General features: G+C 41.6%; 14 protein-coding genes and 2 pseudogenes. All 16 read left to right on the top strand.

Going from position 1 to position 15,243, the window contains the following annotated elements; translation table 11 throughout:
• Nucleotides 1-1,046: pseudogene (locus D8852_RS08425) on the top strand (hypothetical protein); the annotation flags it as partial.
• Between the two features lie 21 nt (nt 1,047-1,067).
• A pseudogene (locus D8852_RS10265) lies at nt 1,068-1,149 on the top strand (DUF2130 domain-containing protein); the annotation flags it as partial.
• Between the two features lie 11 nt (nt 1,150-1,160).
• Complete coding sequence (gene truB, locus D8852_RS08420; protein ID WP_125425793.1) at nt 1,161-2,039, top strand: tRNA pseudouridine(55) synthase TruB; 879 nt, start codon at nt 1,161-1,163, stop codon at nt 2,037-2,039.
• A gap of 113 nt (nt 2,040-2,152) precedes the next feature.
• Entirely contained in the window at nt 2,153-2,791 is a 639-nt protein-coding gene (gene udk, locus D8852_RS08415; protein ID WP_001181369.1) for a uridine kinase, read from the top strand.
• A 128-nt stretch (nt 2,792-2,919) separates the two neighbouring features.
• Nucleotides 2,920-4,260 carry an exodeoxyribonuclease VII large subunit gene (xseA, locus tag D8852_RS08410; protein WP_125425791.1) on the top strand — a complete coding sequence of 447 codons (1,341 nt, stop codon included), beginning with the start codon at nt 2,920-2,922 and terminating at the stop codon, nt 4,258-4,260.
• Nucleotides 4,238-4,450: an exodeoxyribonuclease VII small subunit gene (locus D8852_RS08405; RefSeq protein ID WP_000043226.1), complete on the top strand. Its 213-nt coding sequence runs from the start codon at nt 4,238-4,240 to the stop codon at nt 4,448-4,450. Before xseA ends, D8852_RS08405 begins: the two co-directional genes overlap by 23 nt.
• Nucleotides 4,447-5,322, top strand: coding sequence for a polyprenyl synthetase family protein (locus D8852_RS08400; protein ID WP_038806047.1), 876 nt, complete (start codon nt 4,447-4,449; stop codon nt 5,320-5,322). Before D8852_RS08405 ends, D8852_RS08400 begins: the two co-directional genes overlap by 4 nt.
• Nucleotides 5,315-6,130, top strand: coding sequence for a TlyA family RNA methyltransferase (locus D8852_RS08395; RefSeq protein WP_125425789.1), 816 nt, complete (start codon nt 5,315-5,317; stop codon nt 6,128-6,130). The genes D8852_RS08400 and D8852_RS08395 overlap by 8 nt, the downstream gene beginning before the upstream one ends.
• Nucleotides 6,123-6,554 (top strand): arginine repressor, encoded by a 432-nt coding sequence (locus D8852_RS08390; protein WP_001034389.1) that lies wholly within the window; start codon nt 6,123-6,125, stop codon nt 6,552-6,554. The genes D8852_RS08395 and D8852_RS08390 overlap by 8 nt, the downstream gene beginning before the upstream one ends.
• Nucleotides 6,555-6,560: 6 nt before the next feature.
• The gene (recN, locus tag D8852_RS08385; RefSeq protein WP_125425787.1) at nt 6,561-8,228 is read left to right on the top strand and encodes a DNA repair protein RecN; all 1,668 of its coding nucleotides are present in this window, start codon (nt 6,561-6,563) and stop codon (nt 8,226-8,228) included.
• Complete coding sequence (locus D8852_RS08380) at nt 8,229-8,957, top strand: metallophosphoesterase family protein (protein ID WP_125425785.1); 729 nt, start codon at nt 8,229-8,231, stop codon at nt 8,955-8,957. It begins immediately after the preceding gene.
• A 78-nt stretch (nt 8,958-9,035) separates the two neighbouring features.
• A complete protein-coding gene (lepA, locus tag D8852_RS08375; protein ID WP_001047199.1) occupies nt 9,036-10,859 on the top strand; it encodes a translation elongation factor 4 in 1,824 nt (607 codons plus the stop codon).
• A 144-nt stretch (nt 10,860-11,003) separates the two neighbouring features.
• Nucleotides 11,004-11,627 (top strand): hypothetical protein, encoded by a 624-nt coding sequence (locus tag D8852_RS08370; RefSeq protein ID WP_125425783.1) that lies wholly within the window; start codon nt 11,004-11,006, stop codon nt 11,625-11,627.
• Between the two features lie 81 nt (nt 11,628-11,708).
• Nucleotides 11,709-12,557, top strand: a complete 849-nt coding sequence (dprA, locus tag D8852_RS08365; RefSeq protein WP_125425781.1) for a DNA-processing protein DprA — start codon at nt 11,709-11,711, stop codon at nt 12,555-12,557.
• Nucleotides 12,558-12,675: 118 nt separating this feature from the next.
• Nucleotides 12,676-14,763 (top strand): type I DNA topoisomerase, encoded by a 2,088-nt coding sequence (gene topA / locus D8852_RS08360; RefSeq protein ID WP_125425779.1) that lies wholly within the window; start codon nt 12,676-12,678, stop codon nt 14,761-14,763.
• A gap of 106 nt (nt 14,764-14,869) precedes the next feature.
• Nucleotides 14,870-15,229 (top strand): YbaN family protein, encoded by a 360-nt coding sequence (locus tag D8852_RS08355; protein WP_001220344.1) that lies wholly within the window; start codon nt 14,870-14,872, stop codon nt 15,227-15,229.
• The last annotated feature ends 14 nt before the right edge of the window (nt 15,230-15,243 follow it).

Genomic DNA, 15,243 nt, shown 5'->3' with positions numbered 1-15,243 from the left:
GCTCTCCTGAAATAGAAGAAAATTTTAGAAATATTGTTAGAGAAAAATATTTAAAAAAATTTAACAAAGAAAGTTTTGATTCTAATGATCGGAAATTTTTTGAATATCATATAAAACAACAAAATACGGATATAGATATTTTTGAAAAATTACTTAGTATCGATGCAAATAAACTTTCATCTTCAAGAGATGATAATAATCAATTAGATATGTTTCATTATGTAAATAGTGAACTGGGAATATATTTGCAATGTTTGATATCATTGTTTAACCAGCACCCAGGATATACACCTCAAATTATTCAGAAAATAGATTCTGTAGATGATTTTGCGTATAAAGAGCTTGCTCAAGGGATTTTATTATACGTATATGATTGGAGAGTAATTAATATAACCTATCATACATTTTTAGGATTCAGTTATTCCCACTCGTTAATTGATACAGAAGTTGTAAAGATATTTAAGGATGTTGTTAAAAATATTTTAAAAGAAAAAATCAAAGACAATCAAATTCTTGATAGGGTTTATTTAGTCGCTTTAGATAGTGTAGATCCAACTATTGATTCATTTTCTTTATTAAAGAATAACTATAGTCAAATGATCAACATCATTTTTACAGAAGACTATGAATTTAGATATTCTAAAGAATGGTTGCGAGCATTATTCAAATCTGACTCAAGTGCGAACTATCTGGTGACAATTTTTTATTTATTATATAATGAAAATCTTAAAGAAAATAGATTTGCTTTATTTATAGAGGAATTAAGTGATTATGTAACAACTTATAATCAGAAATTATCTTTACGAGGAATGAATTATAAATTAAATCATGAAGAACTTAACAATTTTGATTTGTTGAAAAAAATGTTTCTGAAATTAATGGAGACTGATAAAATAGAGAATGATATTTTCTATCTAGATGGCATCAAAAGTATACTCCCATTATTATCTTTAGATGAAAGACGAAATGTATTACAACATATTCAAAAACAGAACAATTGTCCTCCTCCAGAGATTGAGGAATTACAAAGAATTATAGTTAATTAAAATTTGTAAAAAAGAGAATAAAAGGTAGACGACGCCTCAGTAAAAATTGACTCGTAAAAATCCAACTATGAAAGCGAAATTTGAAGCGCTGAAGGGGGAGTGAGAAAAAAACACATGAACGGTATTATCAACTTAAAAAAAGAAGCGGGGATGACCTCGCATGATGCGGTTTTTAAGCTGCGTAAGATTTTGGGAACCAAGAAAATTGGTCATGGTGGGACCTTGGATCCAGATGTGGTCGGGGTTTTGCCGATTGCGGTGGGCAAGGCGACACGCATGGTCGAGTTTATGCAGGATGAGGGCAAGGTCTATGAGGGGGAAATCACTCTAGGTTATTCAACAACGACCGAGGATGCTAGTGGGGAAGTAGTCGCAGAGACTCCTGTTTTGTCGCCCTTGGATGAAACCATTGTCGATGAAGCGATTGCTAGTCTGACTGGGTCTATTACTCAGATTCCACCGATGTACTCGGCTGTCAAGGTCAATGGTCGCAAGCTCTATGAGTATGCGCGTGCTGGTCAGGAAGTGGAGCGTCCAGAACGTCAGGTGACTATTTATCAATTTGAGCGGACTAGTCCGATTTCTTATGAGGATCACCTCGCACGTTTTACATTTCGTGTGAAATGCAGTAAGGGGACTTATATCCGTACCTTGTCAGTTGACTTGGGAGAGAAGCTTGGTTATGCGGCCCATATGTCCCATCTGACACGGACTGGTGCTGCAGGGTTACAACTGGAGGATGCTCTTACCTTGGACGAAATTGCTGAAAAAGTGGAGGCTGGTCAGCTGGACTTTCTCCATCCTATAGAGATTGGAACAGGTGACCTTGTCAAAGTTTTCCTAAGTCCAGAAGAGGCTACAGAAGTGCGCTTTGGTCGTTTTATTGAGTTAGACCAAACGGACAAAGAATTGGCTGCCTTTGAAGATGATAAATTGCTTGCCATTTTAGAAAAAAGAGGCAATCTCTATAAGCCAAGGAAGGTTTTCGGCTAGTCTAACTGGAGTTAAAATATTAGAATTGTTATCCATAATCTATCCAAAATCAGACTATAAATTTTGCAAAAAATGTGATAGAATAGACGACGGATAAAAAAACGGAGGATAGCATGCAAAATAGACCAATCATTATCGGAGTGACAGGTGGTTCTGGTGGTGGTAAAACCAGTGTTTCAAGAGCCATTTTATCGCATTTTCCTGATGAAAAGATTTCCATGATTGAGCATGATTCATACTACAAGGATCAGTCTCACTTGACCTTTGAAGAGCGTGTCAAAACCAACTACGACCATCCATTTGCCTTTGATACAGACTTGATGATCGAGCAGATTAAGGAATTGTTGGCAGGGCGCCCAGTGGATATCCCAACTTATGACTATACAGCGCATACACGGAGCAGCAAGACCTATCGTCAGGAGCCTCAGGATGTCTTTATCGTTGAGGGGATTCTGGTCTTGGAGGACAAGCGCCTGCGCGATTTGATGGATATTAAGATTTTTGTGGATACAGATGATGATGTGCGTATTATTCGTCGTATCAAGCGAGATATGGAGGAGCGTGGCCGTAGTCTGGATAGCGTGATTGACCAATATCTAGGTGTGGTAAAACCTATGTACCACCAGTTTATTGAGCCGACCAAGCGTTATGCTGATATTGTCATTCCTGAGGGAGTCAGCAATACAGTGGCTATCGACCTTTTGACGACAAAAATTGCAAAAATTTTGGAAGAAGCACGAAACAGCAAATAATTAGATGAGGAGGCAATGCCTCCTTTTTCTATTTTTCCTTTAGTTTCAGTAGGAAAAAGGTGATTTTTAAGCACGTTTTTGGTATAATAATACCCATGGAAAAACAAGAAAATGAATAGTAGGTGGAGATGGAAAAGTATTTATCGGTAACAACTTTGACCAAGTATCTGAAAATGAAATTCGATAAAGACCCTTACTTGGAACGGGTCTATTTAACTGGTCAAGTTTCTAACTTTCGTAAACGACCTACTCACCAATATTTCTCTTTAAAAGATGATCACGCAGTTATTCAAGCAACCATCTGGTCAGGGATCTATCAGAAATTAGGCTTCGAACTGGAAGAGGGGATGAAGATCAATGTGATTGGGCGTGTGCAGGTCTATGAACCGAGCGGTAGCTACTCTATCATCATTGAAAAAGCTGAGCCTGATGGGGTCGGGACGCTTGCGATTCAGTTTGAACAACTCAAGAAAAAATTGATGGAAGAAGGTCTGTTTCAAGAACGCTTCAAGCAACCTCTTCCCCAGTTTGCTAAGAGAATCGGTGTGGTGACTAGTCGCAGTGGAGCCGTTATTCGAGATATTATCACGACCGTCAGCAGGCGCTTTCCTGGTGTCGATATCCTTCTCTATCCGACCAAGGTGCAAGGTGATGGAGCTGCGGAGGAAATTGCTCGAAATATTGCGCGTGCCAATCAACATGACGACTTGGATTTGCTCATCATTGGTCGTGGTGGGGGTTCCATCGAGGATCTCTGGGCCTTTAACGAAGAGATTGTGGTACGGGCTATTTTTGAATCCCGTTTGCCAGTTATCTCCAGTGTTGGTCATGAGACGGATGTGACCTTGGCGGATTTTGTGGCTGATCGCCGTGCTGCAACGCCAACAGCTGCGGCTGAACTGGCAACGCCTGTGACTAAGTTGGATGTGTTAACTCATTTGCAAAATCAGGAAAAACGGATGGCGACAGCAGTTCAGAATGTCCTGTCAAGAAAAAAAGAAGCTTTGAAAAAATGCAGTCAGTCTGTTATCTTCAGACAGCCAGAGCGCTTGTATGACGGCTATTTGCAACGGTTGGACCAATTGCAGCTGCGATTAAAACAAAGTTTGCGAACACGGATTTCTGATAGCAACCAATTAGTCCAAGCAAGGGCGCATCAACTAGTCCAATTATCACCTGTTACCAAAATCCAACGCTATCAAGACCGTCTAGGTCAGTTGGACAAGCTCCTACATAGCCAAATGGCGTTGGTTTATGATGCCAAGGTTGCTGAAGTCAAGCGACTTTCAGAAGCCCTGCTGATGTTGGATACCAGTCGAATCGTGGCGCGTGGCTATGCAATTGTCAAAAAAGAAGAGTCCGTTGTAGATTCGGTTGAGATGTTGAAGAAAAAAGACCAAGTAACGCTTTTGATGCGAGATGGTCAAGTAGAATTAGAGGTTAAAGATGTCAAAACAAAAGAAATTTGAGGAAAATTTAGCAGAACTAGAGACCATTGTCCAAAGCTTAGAAAATGGTGAAATTGCTTTGGAAGATGCGATTGCGGCCTTTCAAAAGGGCATGGTCTTGTCAAAAGAGCTCCAAGCGACACTGGACAAGGCTGAAAAGACCTTGGTCAAGGTCATGCAAGAAGACGGAACAGAAAGTGATTTTGAATGAAGAAGCAAGAAAAATTAGCTCTTGTCGAGTCGGCTTTGGAAGATTTTTATGGAGACCAGCAGTTTGCCTCTAGTTTGCGAGAGTCTGTTCTCTATTCCATTCATGCTGGTGGCAAGCGTATTCGGCCTTTTCTCTTGTTAGAAGTTTTGGAATCCCTGAAAGTGCTTATCCAACCAGCACACGCGCAGGTGGCTGCGGCTTTGGAAATGATTCATACAGGAAGTTTGATTCACGATGATCTTCCTGCCATGGATGATGATGATTACCGTCGGGGACGTTTGACCAACCATAAGAAATTCGGTGAAGCTATGGCGATTTTGGCAGGAGATGCCTTGTTTCTAGATCCCTATGCCTTGATAGCGCAGGCAGATTTGCCAAGTCAGATTAAGGTGGACTTGATTGCCAACTTATCCCTTGCTTCAGGGAGTCTGGGCATGGTTGCAGGGCAGGTTTTAGATATGGAAGGCGAACACCAACATTTGTCTTTGGAAGAACTTCAGACCATTCATGCTAATAAGACTGGGAAATTACTAGCTTATCCTTTCCAAGCAGCTGCTATCATAGCTGAATTAGCTCCTGAAATCCAAGCAAAACTGAAAACTGTTGGTGAATTGATCGGGCTGGCTTTTCAAGTAAGAGATGACGTGCTGGATGTGACAGCTAGTTTTGAGGAAATCGGCAAAACACCACAAAAGGATTTGCAGGCAGAAAAGTCAACCTATCCAGCCTTGTTGGGCTTGGAAGAGGCTATAGCCTTTTGTAACCAAACTTTGGATCAAGCTAATGAAAAATTAGAAGAAATTGCCCAGCAAGTCAGCTTTGAAACAGCGCCGATTGTGAAAATAGTAGAAAGTTTGAGAATCAATGGCTAAGGAAAGAGTGGATGTACTAGCTTATAAACAGGGTTTGTTTGAAACGCGAGAACAAGCCAAGCGCGGTGTCATGGCAGGTCTAGTCGTAGCAGTCCTTAATGGGGAGCGTTTTGACAAACCAGGAGAGAAAATCTCGGACGACACCGAGCTAAAACTCAAAGGTGAAAAACTCAAGTATGTCAGCCGTGGTGGTTTAAAACTGGAAAAGGCTTTGCAAGTCTTTGATTTGTCAGTGGAAGGAGCGACAACGATTGATATTGGGGCCTCCACTGGAGGATTTACCGACGTCATGCTTCAGAATGGTGCTAAGCTTGTCTTTGCAGTTGATGTTGGTACCAATCAATTAGCTTGGAAATTGCGTCAAGATCCACGGGTTGTCAGTATGGAGCAGTTTAATTTCCGCTATGCTGAAAAGACTGATTTTGAGCAGGAACCAAGCTTTGCCAGTATTGATGTGAGTTTCATTTCCCTTAGTCTGATCTTACCAGCCTTGCATCGTGTGTTGGCTGAACAAGGTCAGGTGGTAGCACTTGTCAAACCTCAGTTTGAGGCAGGTCGTGAGCAAATCGGAAAAAATGGAATCATTCGTGATGCCAAGGTTCATCAAACTGTCCTTGAATCAGTCACTGCTATGGCAGTTGAGCAAGGTTTTTCAGTGCTTGGATTAGACTATTCACCAATCCAAGGTGGACATGGAAATATCGAATTTCTGGCATATTTGAAAAAGGAAGAGGGAGCAAGCAACCAAGTTGCCCCTGAAATAGAAAAAGTTGTAGAGAGAGCACATAGAGAATTTAAAGATGAATAAAAAAGAAAGACTTGAAAAAATTAGAAGATTTGTAACAGATTATCAAATCGGAACACAGGAAGAAATCGTTGAGCATTTAAAAGAAGCAGGTATCTCTGCCACTCAAGCGACGGTGTCACGAGATATTAAGGAACTGGGCATCGTAAAAATTCCCTTGAAGAACAATAAATACATCTATGAATTGCCAAAAACAATTGTAAGAAGTTTGCAGTTGGCTGAGAATAACATAGTAGGTTCTGAGCGCATGGGAAATATGATCAATCTGGATGTCATTCCTGGGAATACTGCCTTTGTCAAGAGTCAGCTGATGAATACTTTCTCAGAGAGAATTTTCAACTGCCTGGCAGACGACAACTCAATTTTGATTATCTTGAGAAATGAAGAAGACGCCAAGGAAATGTTTGAACAAGTAAAAAATTGGTAGGTTTATATGTTACTTGAAATTTCGATAAAAAACTTTGCCATTATCGAGGCGATTTCGCTCAATTTTGAAAAAGGTATGACTGTTTTAACTGGGGAAACAGGTGCTGGAAAGTCGATCATTATTGACGCTATGAACATGATGCTGGGAGCAAGAGCTGCCACGGATGTTATTCGCCATGGTGCCACAAAGGCAGAGATTGAGGGACTGTTTTCGATTGAGAATAGCCGTTCTATACAAGAACTCTTTGAAGAGCAAGGGTTGGAGTTGGGGGATGAGATTATCATCCGTCGTGAAATTCTTCAAAATGGGAGAAGTGTTAGTCGCGTGAATGGGCAGATGGTCAATCTTTCTGTTTTGCGTGCAATCGGCCAGCATCTTGTCGATATTCATGGCCAGCATGATCAGGAAGAATTGATGCGTCCGCAACTCCACATCCAGATGTTGGATGAGTTTGGTGATGCTGCTTTCTTGGACTTGAAGGAGATCTATCAGACGAGCTTTGATGCCTATCGCAAAATGCGCAAGCAGGTTTTGGAAGTCAAGAAAAACCAGCAGGAACATAAGGCTCGTATTGAAATGTTGGAATTTCAAATGGCAGAGATTGAGGCAGCAAACTTGCAGGCCGGTGAAGACTTGGCTCTCAACCAAGAACGAGATAAACTACTCAATCACAAGAATATAGCGGATACGCTAACCAATGCCTACAGTATGTTGGACAATGAGGAATTCTCCAGTCTAGCGAATGTCCGTTCCGCAATGAATGACATGGAAAGTGTCGAAGAATACGACCCTGAATACCGTGAAATTTCAAGTTCTTTGTCAGATACCTACTATGTTTTAGAAGATATTACAAAGCGTTTAGAAGATATTATTGAGGACTTGGATTTTGATGGCAATCGCCTCATGCAGGTTGAGAATCGTTTAGACCTTCTGAATACTATTACCCGCAAGTATGGTGGAACTGTGGACGATGTCCTGCTTTATTTTGCTAAGATTACGGATGAGTACAATCTCTTGACAGGTAATAATCTTTCTTCCGAAGACATGGAAGCAGAGCTTAAGAAATTGGAAGTCAATCTTGTTGATTTGGCTGGTCAGCTTGCATCTGCTCGCCATGACTTGGCCCAGCAGCTAGAAGCTGAGATTAAGCAAGAACTGCAAGATCTCTATATGGAGAAGGCTCAATTTCAGGTTCGCTTTAGTAAGAGCAAATTCAGCCGTGAAGGAAATGAAGCAGTTGAGTTTTATATTTCTACTAACCCTGGTGAGGACTTTAAACCTTTGGTCAAGGTTGCATCTGGTGGGGAACTGTCTCGCCTCATGCTAGCTATTAAATCCGCCTTTTCTCGTAAAGAGGGCAAGACAAGTATTGTCTTTGATGAGGTGGATACGGGAGTCTCAGGTCGTGTGGCCCAAGCCATTGCTCAAAAGATTCATAAGATTGGTCAGCATGGCCAAGTCTTAGCTATCTCTCACTTACCACAAGTAATTGCGATCGCGGATTATCAATTCTTTATTGAGAAGATTAGCGATGAGCACTCAACGGTGTCAACGGTTCGCCTTTTGACTTTAGAAGAGCGAGTAGAGGAAGTAGCCAAAATGTTGGCTGGGGAGAATGTAACAGAAGCGGCCCTTACTCAAGCCAGAGAATTATTGCAAACGAGGGAGAAATAAATGACAGACTATTATGTAATTGGAGATGTTCACGGGAAAGCAGGTATGCTAGAAGACCTTCTCAAAACATGGGATGGTCACACTCAGTTGCTTTTTCTAGGGGATTTGATTGACCGAGGTGAAGACAGTCGCCGTGTTCTAGAAATGGTCAAAGACTTGGTGGACAATCAAGGGGCTATCTGTCTATCAGGAAACCACGAGTATATGTTTCTGACTTGGCTCGATGATCCAGAAGAAAGCTATGACCATTATCGTCGTAATGGTGGTGATACAACTATTAACTCTATTCTAGGTCGTCCCTTGGATGCACCAGTTGATGGCGTAGAAGATGCCAAACGTGTTGCGACAGAAGCGGCAGACTTGGTCGAATTTATTCGTCAAATGCCATTTGTGGTAGAGACAGACAAGTATATCTTTGTTCATGCGGGTATTGACTTGACCTTGGATGATTGGCATGAAACCACAGATTACAAGAAAGTCTGGCTCAGAAAGCCATTCCACGAAGCCGAAAATCATACTGGAAAAACTATTGTCTTTGGGCATACACCAGTTTATGGTTTGCTCAAGCAAGACCGAGGTACTGCTGAGCTTTGGATAACAGATGATGGCAAGATTGGCATGGATGGAGGAGCTGTCTATGGTGGTGTCCTTCATGGAATCGTCTTTACAGACCAAGGAATGGCCAAACACCACTTTATCGAGAATGATGGCTTTATTGCCGAAGATTAGTACTCCTAGCAGGGTATGGTCTTGTCAAAATGTTAAAAACAATTTATAATTAATAGATACCCTGAAAGGAAGAGCATCATGAACTTAGAAGAATTAAAGAAACGACAGGAGAAGATCCGCAACTTCTCTATTATCGCCCATATTGACCATGGGAAATCAACCCTAGCAGATCGCATTTTGGAAAAGACGGAGACGGTTTCTAGTCGTGAAATGCAAGCCCAGCTTCTGGATAGTATGGATCTTGAGCGTGAACGTGGGATTACCATCAAACTCAATGCCATTGAGCTCAATTACACTGCAAAAGATGGCGAAACCTATATTTTCCACTTGATTGATACACCTGGGCACGTGGACTTTACCTATGAAGTGTCGCGTTCGCTCGCTGCCTGTGAGGGGGCGATTTTGGTGGTCGATGCTGCCCAAGGGATTGAGGCGCAAACTCTTGCCAATGTTTATCTAGCATTGGACAATGATTTGGAAATCTTGCCCGTCATTAACAAGATTGACCTACCAGCGGCTGATCCAGAGCGTGTTCGTACAGAGATTGAGGATGTCATTGGACTGGATGCCAGCGAAGCGGTCTTAGCTTCTGCTAAGGCTGGTATTGGGATCGAAGAGATTCTTGAGCAAATCGTAGAAAAAGTGCCAGCGCCAACGGGTGATGTTACAGCACCACTCAAAGCCTTAATTTTTGACTCAGTTTATGATGCCTATCGTGGGGTTATCCTGCAAGTGCGTGTCATGGATGGGGTAGTCAAACCTGGCGATAAGATTCAACTCATGAGCAATGGCAAGACCTTTGATGTAACGGAGGTCGGAATTTTCACACCGAAAGCAGTTGGTCGTGATTTCCTTGCGACTGGTGACGTTGGTTATATTGCGGCTTCTATCAAGACGGTTCAAGATACGCGTGTCGGAGATACAGTGACCCTAGCAAGCAATCCTGCGGCAGAGCCACTTGATGGTTACAAGCAAATGAACCCCATGGTCTTTGCGGGTCTTTATCCAATTGAGTCAAATAAGTACAATGACCTTCGTGAAGCTCTTGAAAAATTGCAACTCAACGATGCTAGCTTGCAGTTTGAACCAGAAACATCGCAGGCGCTGGGATTCGGTTTCCGTTGTGGATTCCTTGGACTTCTCCATATGGATGTTATCCAAGAGCGTTTAGAACGTGAGTTCAATATTGACCTCATTATGACAGCTCCATCTGTTATCTATAAGGTTAACCAAACTGATGGTGAGTCTATGGATGTGTCTAACCCCTCTGAATTTCCAGACCCGACTAAGATCGCGACCATTGAAGAACCTTATGTTAAAGCGCAAATCATGGTACCGCAGGAGTTTGTCGGAGCAGTTATGGAACTAGCTCAACGCAAACGTGGGGACTTTGTAACCATGGACTATATTGATGATAATCGTGTCAATGTTATCTATCAAATTCCGCTTGCTGAAATCGTCTTTGACTTTTTTGATAAGCTCAAGTCTTCGACGCGTGGTTATGCAAGCTTTGACTACGAATTGTCAGAGTATCGTCCGTCTAAGCTAGTCAAAATGGATATCCTTCTCAATGGTGATAAGGTGGATGCCCTCAGCTTTATCGTTCACAAGGATTTTGCCTACGAACGTGGGAAACTCATCGTTGATAAGCTCAAGAAAATCATCCCTCGTCAACAATTTGAAGTGCCGATTCAAGCAGCTATTGGACACAAAATTGTGGCTCGTACGGATATCAAGGCCCTTCGTAAAAACGTACTTGCCAAGTGTTACGGTGGTGACGTTTCGCGTAAACGCAAACTCCTTGAAAAACAAAAAGCTGGTAAGAAACGCATGAAAGCTATCGGATCAGTAGAAGTCCCACAAGAAGCCTTCCTCAGCGTCTTGAGCATGGATGAAGAATAGAAATATAAAATAAAACTCTTGAAGATTTTTCAAGAGTTTTTGCTTTAAATGAGAGCTATAAAATCGGAAACTAACAGAATCGATCAGGTTAGAATTTGACAGAAGTCCTTATTTTTCTTATAATGCAGATGGGAAGGTGGTAGTATGAAAAAATTATTAATTTTAGGTACTGTAGTTACTGCTAGTGTTTTTCTAGCTTCATGCTCCAATAAATCACAAACAGCAACCGAAGAAAGTTCGTCTGCAGTTGTTAGTTCTTCTAGCAGTCAGGAAACGAGTAGCTCTAGCTCTGCCGTTTCTGAAGCGAAAAAGGAAGAGACGCAAATTATCGGTTCGAATGAATATGGTTTTGTCAAGGTACCCAAATCATGGGTTCGATTTCATGAAGTAGAAGGTGGAAATGATATACAGTATTGCGATGGAACAGATATCAACATTGTTACGCTGAATACCTTCAAGGCTGAGCAGTTTAATATCAGCGAAGAAGAATATGCTAAACTGGATGTTGTGACTGTTTCATCTAGTATTTTAACTTCCAAAGAACAAAGCTCTGATTTCAGTAAGGTTTGGGGCTCCAAATCGACCATTGGAGGTTATGAAGCCTATGTTGTCAATGCAATTGCTAAGTCAGGAAAATACCTCGTTACTTGGGTTTTCCGATCAAAAGATGGTAAAATCCGCTATGTTTCACTTGAAGGGGATGGGGAAACTTTAAAAACAATCTTACCGATGGTTGAAAGTAGCTGGTCAACTACTAAATCTGAATAAATGAAAAAAGAAGATCAACTGGTCTTCTTTTTATGTTTTTTACGAATAGATAGATGAGTAGAAAAAGAAATGGAGTTGCTTATGAAGATCACAAACTATGAGATTTACAAATTAAGAAAAGCTGGACTGACCAATCAACAGATTTTAACTGTTCTTGAATATGACGAGACTGTAGATCAAGAACTTTTGTTAGGAGATATTGCAGAAATATCTGGGTGTCGTAATCCTGCTGTCTTTATGGAACGCTATTTCCAGATAGATGATGCGCAGTTGGAGAAGGAGTTTCAGAAATTTCCATCCTTCTCGATTCTAGACGACTGTTATCCTTGGGATTTGAGTGAGATTTATGATGCTCCAGTGCTCTTGTTTTATAAAGGAAATCTGGACTTGTTGAAGTTTCCAAAAGTTGCTGTTGTGGGGAGTCGTTCTTGTTCAAGTCAGGGAGCAAAGTCGGTTCAGAAAGTCATTCAAGGTTTGGAAAACAAGTTAATTGTGGTCAGTGGTTTGGCCAAAGGGATTGATACGGTTGCCCATATGGCTGCACTCCAAAATGGTGGAAAAACGATTGCTGTGATTGGAACAGGATTGGATGTTTTTTATCCCCGAGCCAATAAACGCTTGCAGGAGTACATTGGCAATGACCATCTGGTTCTCAGCGAATATGGACCTGGCGAGCAACCTCTGAAATTTCATTTTCCAGCTCGAAATCGTATCATTGCAGGACTGTGTCGTGGGGTTATTGTAGCAGAGGCAAGGATGCGTTCGGGCAGTCTCATCACCTGTGAGCGTGCTATGGAGGAAGGGCGCGATGTCTTTGCCATTCCAGGGAACATTTTAGATGGCCATTCAGATGGCTGTCACCACCTGATCCAAGAGGGAGCAAAACTGATTTCCAGCGGTCAAGATGTACTAGCAGAGTTTGAATTTTAAGGAGAAATTGTTCACTCAGATAAACTTTTCTTCTATAACTATAGGAGTTAAGTCTTGACAGGTCTTTAAAAATGGTTTACANTTTATAAAGTTTATTACTTTGAAAAGGTGTGATAGTGTGGCTACGGCAACAAAGAAGAAAAAATCAACAGTTAAAAAAAATCTAGTCATCGTGGAGTCGCCTGCTAAAGCGAAAACGATTGAGAAATATCTAGGCAGAAATTATAAGGTTCTAGCCAGTGTCGGACATATCCGTGATTTGAAAAAATCCAGTATGTCAGTCGACATTGAAAATAACTATGAACCACAGTATATCAATATCCGAGGAAAAGGTCCTCTCATCAATGATCTGAAAAAAGAAGCTAAAAAGGCCAATAAAGTCTTTCTGGCGAGTGACCCGGACCGTGAAGGAGAAGCGATTTCTTGGCATTTGGCCCACATTCTCAACTTGGATGAGAATGATGCCAACCGTGTGGTTTTTAATGAAATCACCAAGGACGCGGTAAAAAATGCCTTTAAAGAACCGCGCAAGATTGACATGGACTTGGTCGACGCCCAACAAGCTCGTCGAGTCTTAGACCGCTTGGTAGGGTATTCGATTTCGCCTATTTTGTGGAAAAAGGTCAAGAAGGGCTTATCAGCAGGACGCGTGCAGTCTGTTGCCCTTAAGCTTATCATTGACCGTGAAAATGAAATCAATGCCTTTCAACCAGAAGAATACTGGACAATTGATGGTGTCTTTAAGAAGGGTACCAAGCAATTTCAGGCTTCTTTCTATGGTATGAATGGCAAAAAGATGAAATTGACCACCAACGAAGAAGTCAAAGAAGTCTTGTCCCACCTAACGAGCAAAGATTTTACAGTAGATCAGGTAGATAAGAAAGAGCGCAAACGCAATGCGCCCCTACCTTATACGACTTCAACCATGCAGATGGATGCGGCTAACAAAATCAATTTCCGTACTCGAAAGACCATGATGGTGGCTCAACAGCTCTATGAAGGGATCAATATCGGATCGGGTGTGCAAGGTTTGATTACCTATATGCGTACAGACTCGACTCGTATCAGTCCAGTAGCTCAGAATGAAGCTGCAAGCTACATTAACGACCGTTTTGGTAGCAAGTATTCCAAGCATGGTAGCAAGGTCAAGAACGCCTCAGGCGCTCAAGATGCCCACGAAGCTATTCGTCCATCTAGTGTCTTTAATACACCAGAAAGCATCGCTAAGTACTTGGATAAAGACCAGCTCAAGCTCTATACCCTTATCTGGAACCGTTTTGTGGCCAGCCAGATGACGGGAGCTATCTTTGATACCATGGCTGTTAAATTGTCTCAAAATGGGGTCCAATTTGCTGCCAATGGTAGTCAGGTTAAGTTTGATGGTTATCTTGCTATTTATAATGATTCTGACAAGAACAAGATGTTACCAGACATGGCTGTTGGAGATGTGGTCAAGCAAGTCAATAGCAAGCCAGAACAACATTTCACCCAACCACCTGCTCGCTATTCAGAAGCGACGCTTATCAAGACCTTGGAGGAAAATGGGGTTGGACGTCCATCAACCTACGCTCCGACCATTGAAACCATCCAGAAACGATACTACGTTCGTCTGGTAGCCAAACGCTTTGAACCGACAGAGTTGGGAGAAATTGTTAATAAACTCATTGTTGAATATTTCCCAGATATCGTAAACGTGACCTTCACAGCTGAGATGGAAGGAAAACTGGATGATGTCGAAGTTGGAAAAGAGCAGTGGCAACGTGTTATTGACACCTTTTACAAACCATTCTCTAAAGAAGTAGCCAAGGCTGAAGCAGAAATGGAAAAAATTCAGATCAAGGATGAACCAGCTGGATTTGACTGTGAAGTCTGTGGTAGTCCGATGGTGATTAAGCTCGGTCGTTTTGGTAAATTCTATGCTTGTAGCAATTTCCCAGACTGCCGTCATACACAAGCGATTGTCAAAGAGATTGGTGTCGAGTGTCCAAGCTGCCATCAAGGACAAATCATCGAACGCAAAACCAAGCGCAATCGTATCTTTTATGGTTGCAATCGCTATCCAGAATGTGAATTTACTTCCTGGGACAAACCGATTGGCCGTGACTGTCCAAAATGCGGACACTTCCTTGTGGAGAAAAAAGTCCGTGGTGGTGGCAAGCAAGTTGTATGTAGTAATGGCGACTACGAAGAGGAAAAGATCAAATAAAATGCAGAGTCCTGAAAATGAATTTCAGGCTCTTTTTACTTGAAGCTTGACAAATTTCCTCACTGTATGCGAAACTAGAGGAAGAGTAATTTATCTAGGAGAAGTTATGCGCATTATTTATTTCTGTATTGGTTTTATTTCTTTGGCTCTAGCTCTTGTAGGTGTTGTCCTGCCGCTCTTACCAACAACTCCCTTTCTTTTGCTGTCTATCGCTTGCTTTTCAAAATCTTCTAAGCGTTTTGAAGACTGGCTTTATCACACCAAGCTCTATCAGACTTATGTAGCTGATTTTCGGGAAACCAAGTCTATAGCGCGTGAACGCAAGAAAAAAATCATCGTATCTATCTATATCTTGATGGGAATTTCTATTTATTTTGCCCCTCTTTTACCAGTCAAAATCGGTCTGGGAGCCTTGACTATCTTTATCACCTACTATCTCTTTAAAGTCATTCCTGACAAAGAATAGTTAAAATAGTAGTT

This window comes from Streptococcus mitis (genome assembly GCF_003942695.1).
GTDB classification, from domain to species: Bacteria; Bacillota; Bacilli; order Lactobacillales; family Streptococcaceae; genus Streptococcus; species Streptococcus mitis_BD.
The sequence above is the reverse complement of the archived record's forward strand: the minus strand, read 5'-3'. Positions and strand labels throughout refer to the sequence as shown.

Excerpts from the sequence above, each read along its gene's own strand:
- D8852_RS08405 (WP_000043226.1), top strand. The coding sequence starts at position 4,238 with ATGTCAAAACAAAAGAAATTTGAGGAAAATTTAGCAGAACTAGAGACC.
- D8852_RS08400 (WP_038806047.1), top strand. The coding sequence starts at position 4,447 with ATGAAGAAGCAAGAAAAATTAGCTCTTGTCGAGTCGGCTTTGGAAGAT.
- D8852_RS08395 (WP_125425789.1), top strand. The coding sequence starts at position 5,315 with ATGGCTAAGGAAAGAGTGGATGTACTAGCTTATAAACAGGGTTTGTTT.
- xseA (WP_125425791.1), top strand. The coding sequence starts at position 2,920 with ATGGAAAAGTATTTATCGGTAACAACTTTGACCAAGTATCTGAAAATG.
- lepA (WP_001047199.1), top strand. The coding sequence starts at position 9,036 with ATGAACTTAGAAGAATTAAAGAAACGACAGGAGAAGATCCGCAACTTC.
- recN (WP_125425787.1), top strand. The coding sequence starts at position 6,561 with ATGTTACTTGAAATTTCGATAAAAAACTTTGCCATTATCGAGGCGATT.
- truB (WP_125425793.1), top strand. The coding sequence starts at position 1,161 with ATGAACGGTATTATCAACTTAAAAAAAGAAGCGGGGATGACCTCGCAT.
- D8852_RS08380 (WP_125425785.1), top strand. The coding sequence starts at position 8,229 with ATGACAGACTATTATGTAATTGGAGATGTTCACGGGAAAGCAGGTATG.
- D8852_RS08390 (WP_001034389.1), top strand. The coding sequence starts at position 6,123 with ATGAATAAAAAAGAAAGACTTGAAAAAATTAGAAGATTTGTAACAGAT.
- D8852_RS08370 (WP_125425783.1), top strand. The coding sequence starts at position 11,004 with ATGAAAAAATTATTAATTTTAGGTACTGTAGTTACTGCTAGTGTTTTT.
- dprA (WP_125425781.1), top strand. The coding sequence starts at position 11,709 with ATGAAGATCACAAACTATGAGATTTACAAATTAAGAAAAGCTGGACTG.
- D8852_RS08355 (WP_001220344.1), top strand. The coding sequence starts at position 14,870 with ATGCGCATTATTTATTTCTGTATTGGTTTTATTTCTTTGGCTCTAGCT.
- udk (WP_001181369.1), top strand. The coding sequence starts at position 2,153 with ATGCAAAATAGACCAATCATTATCGGAGTGACAGGTGGTTCTGGTGGT.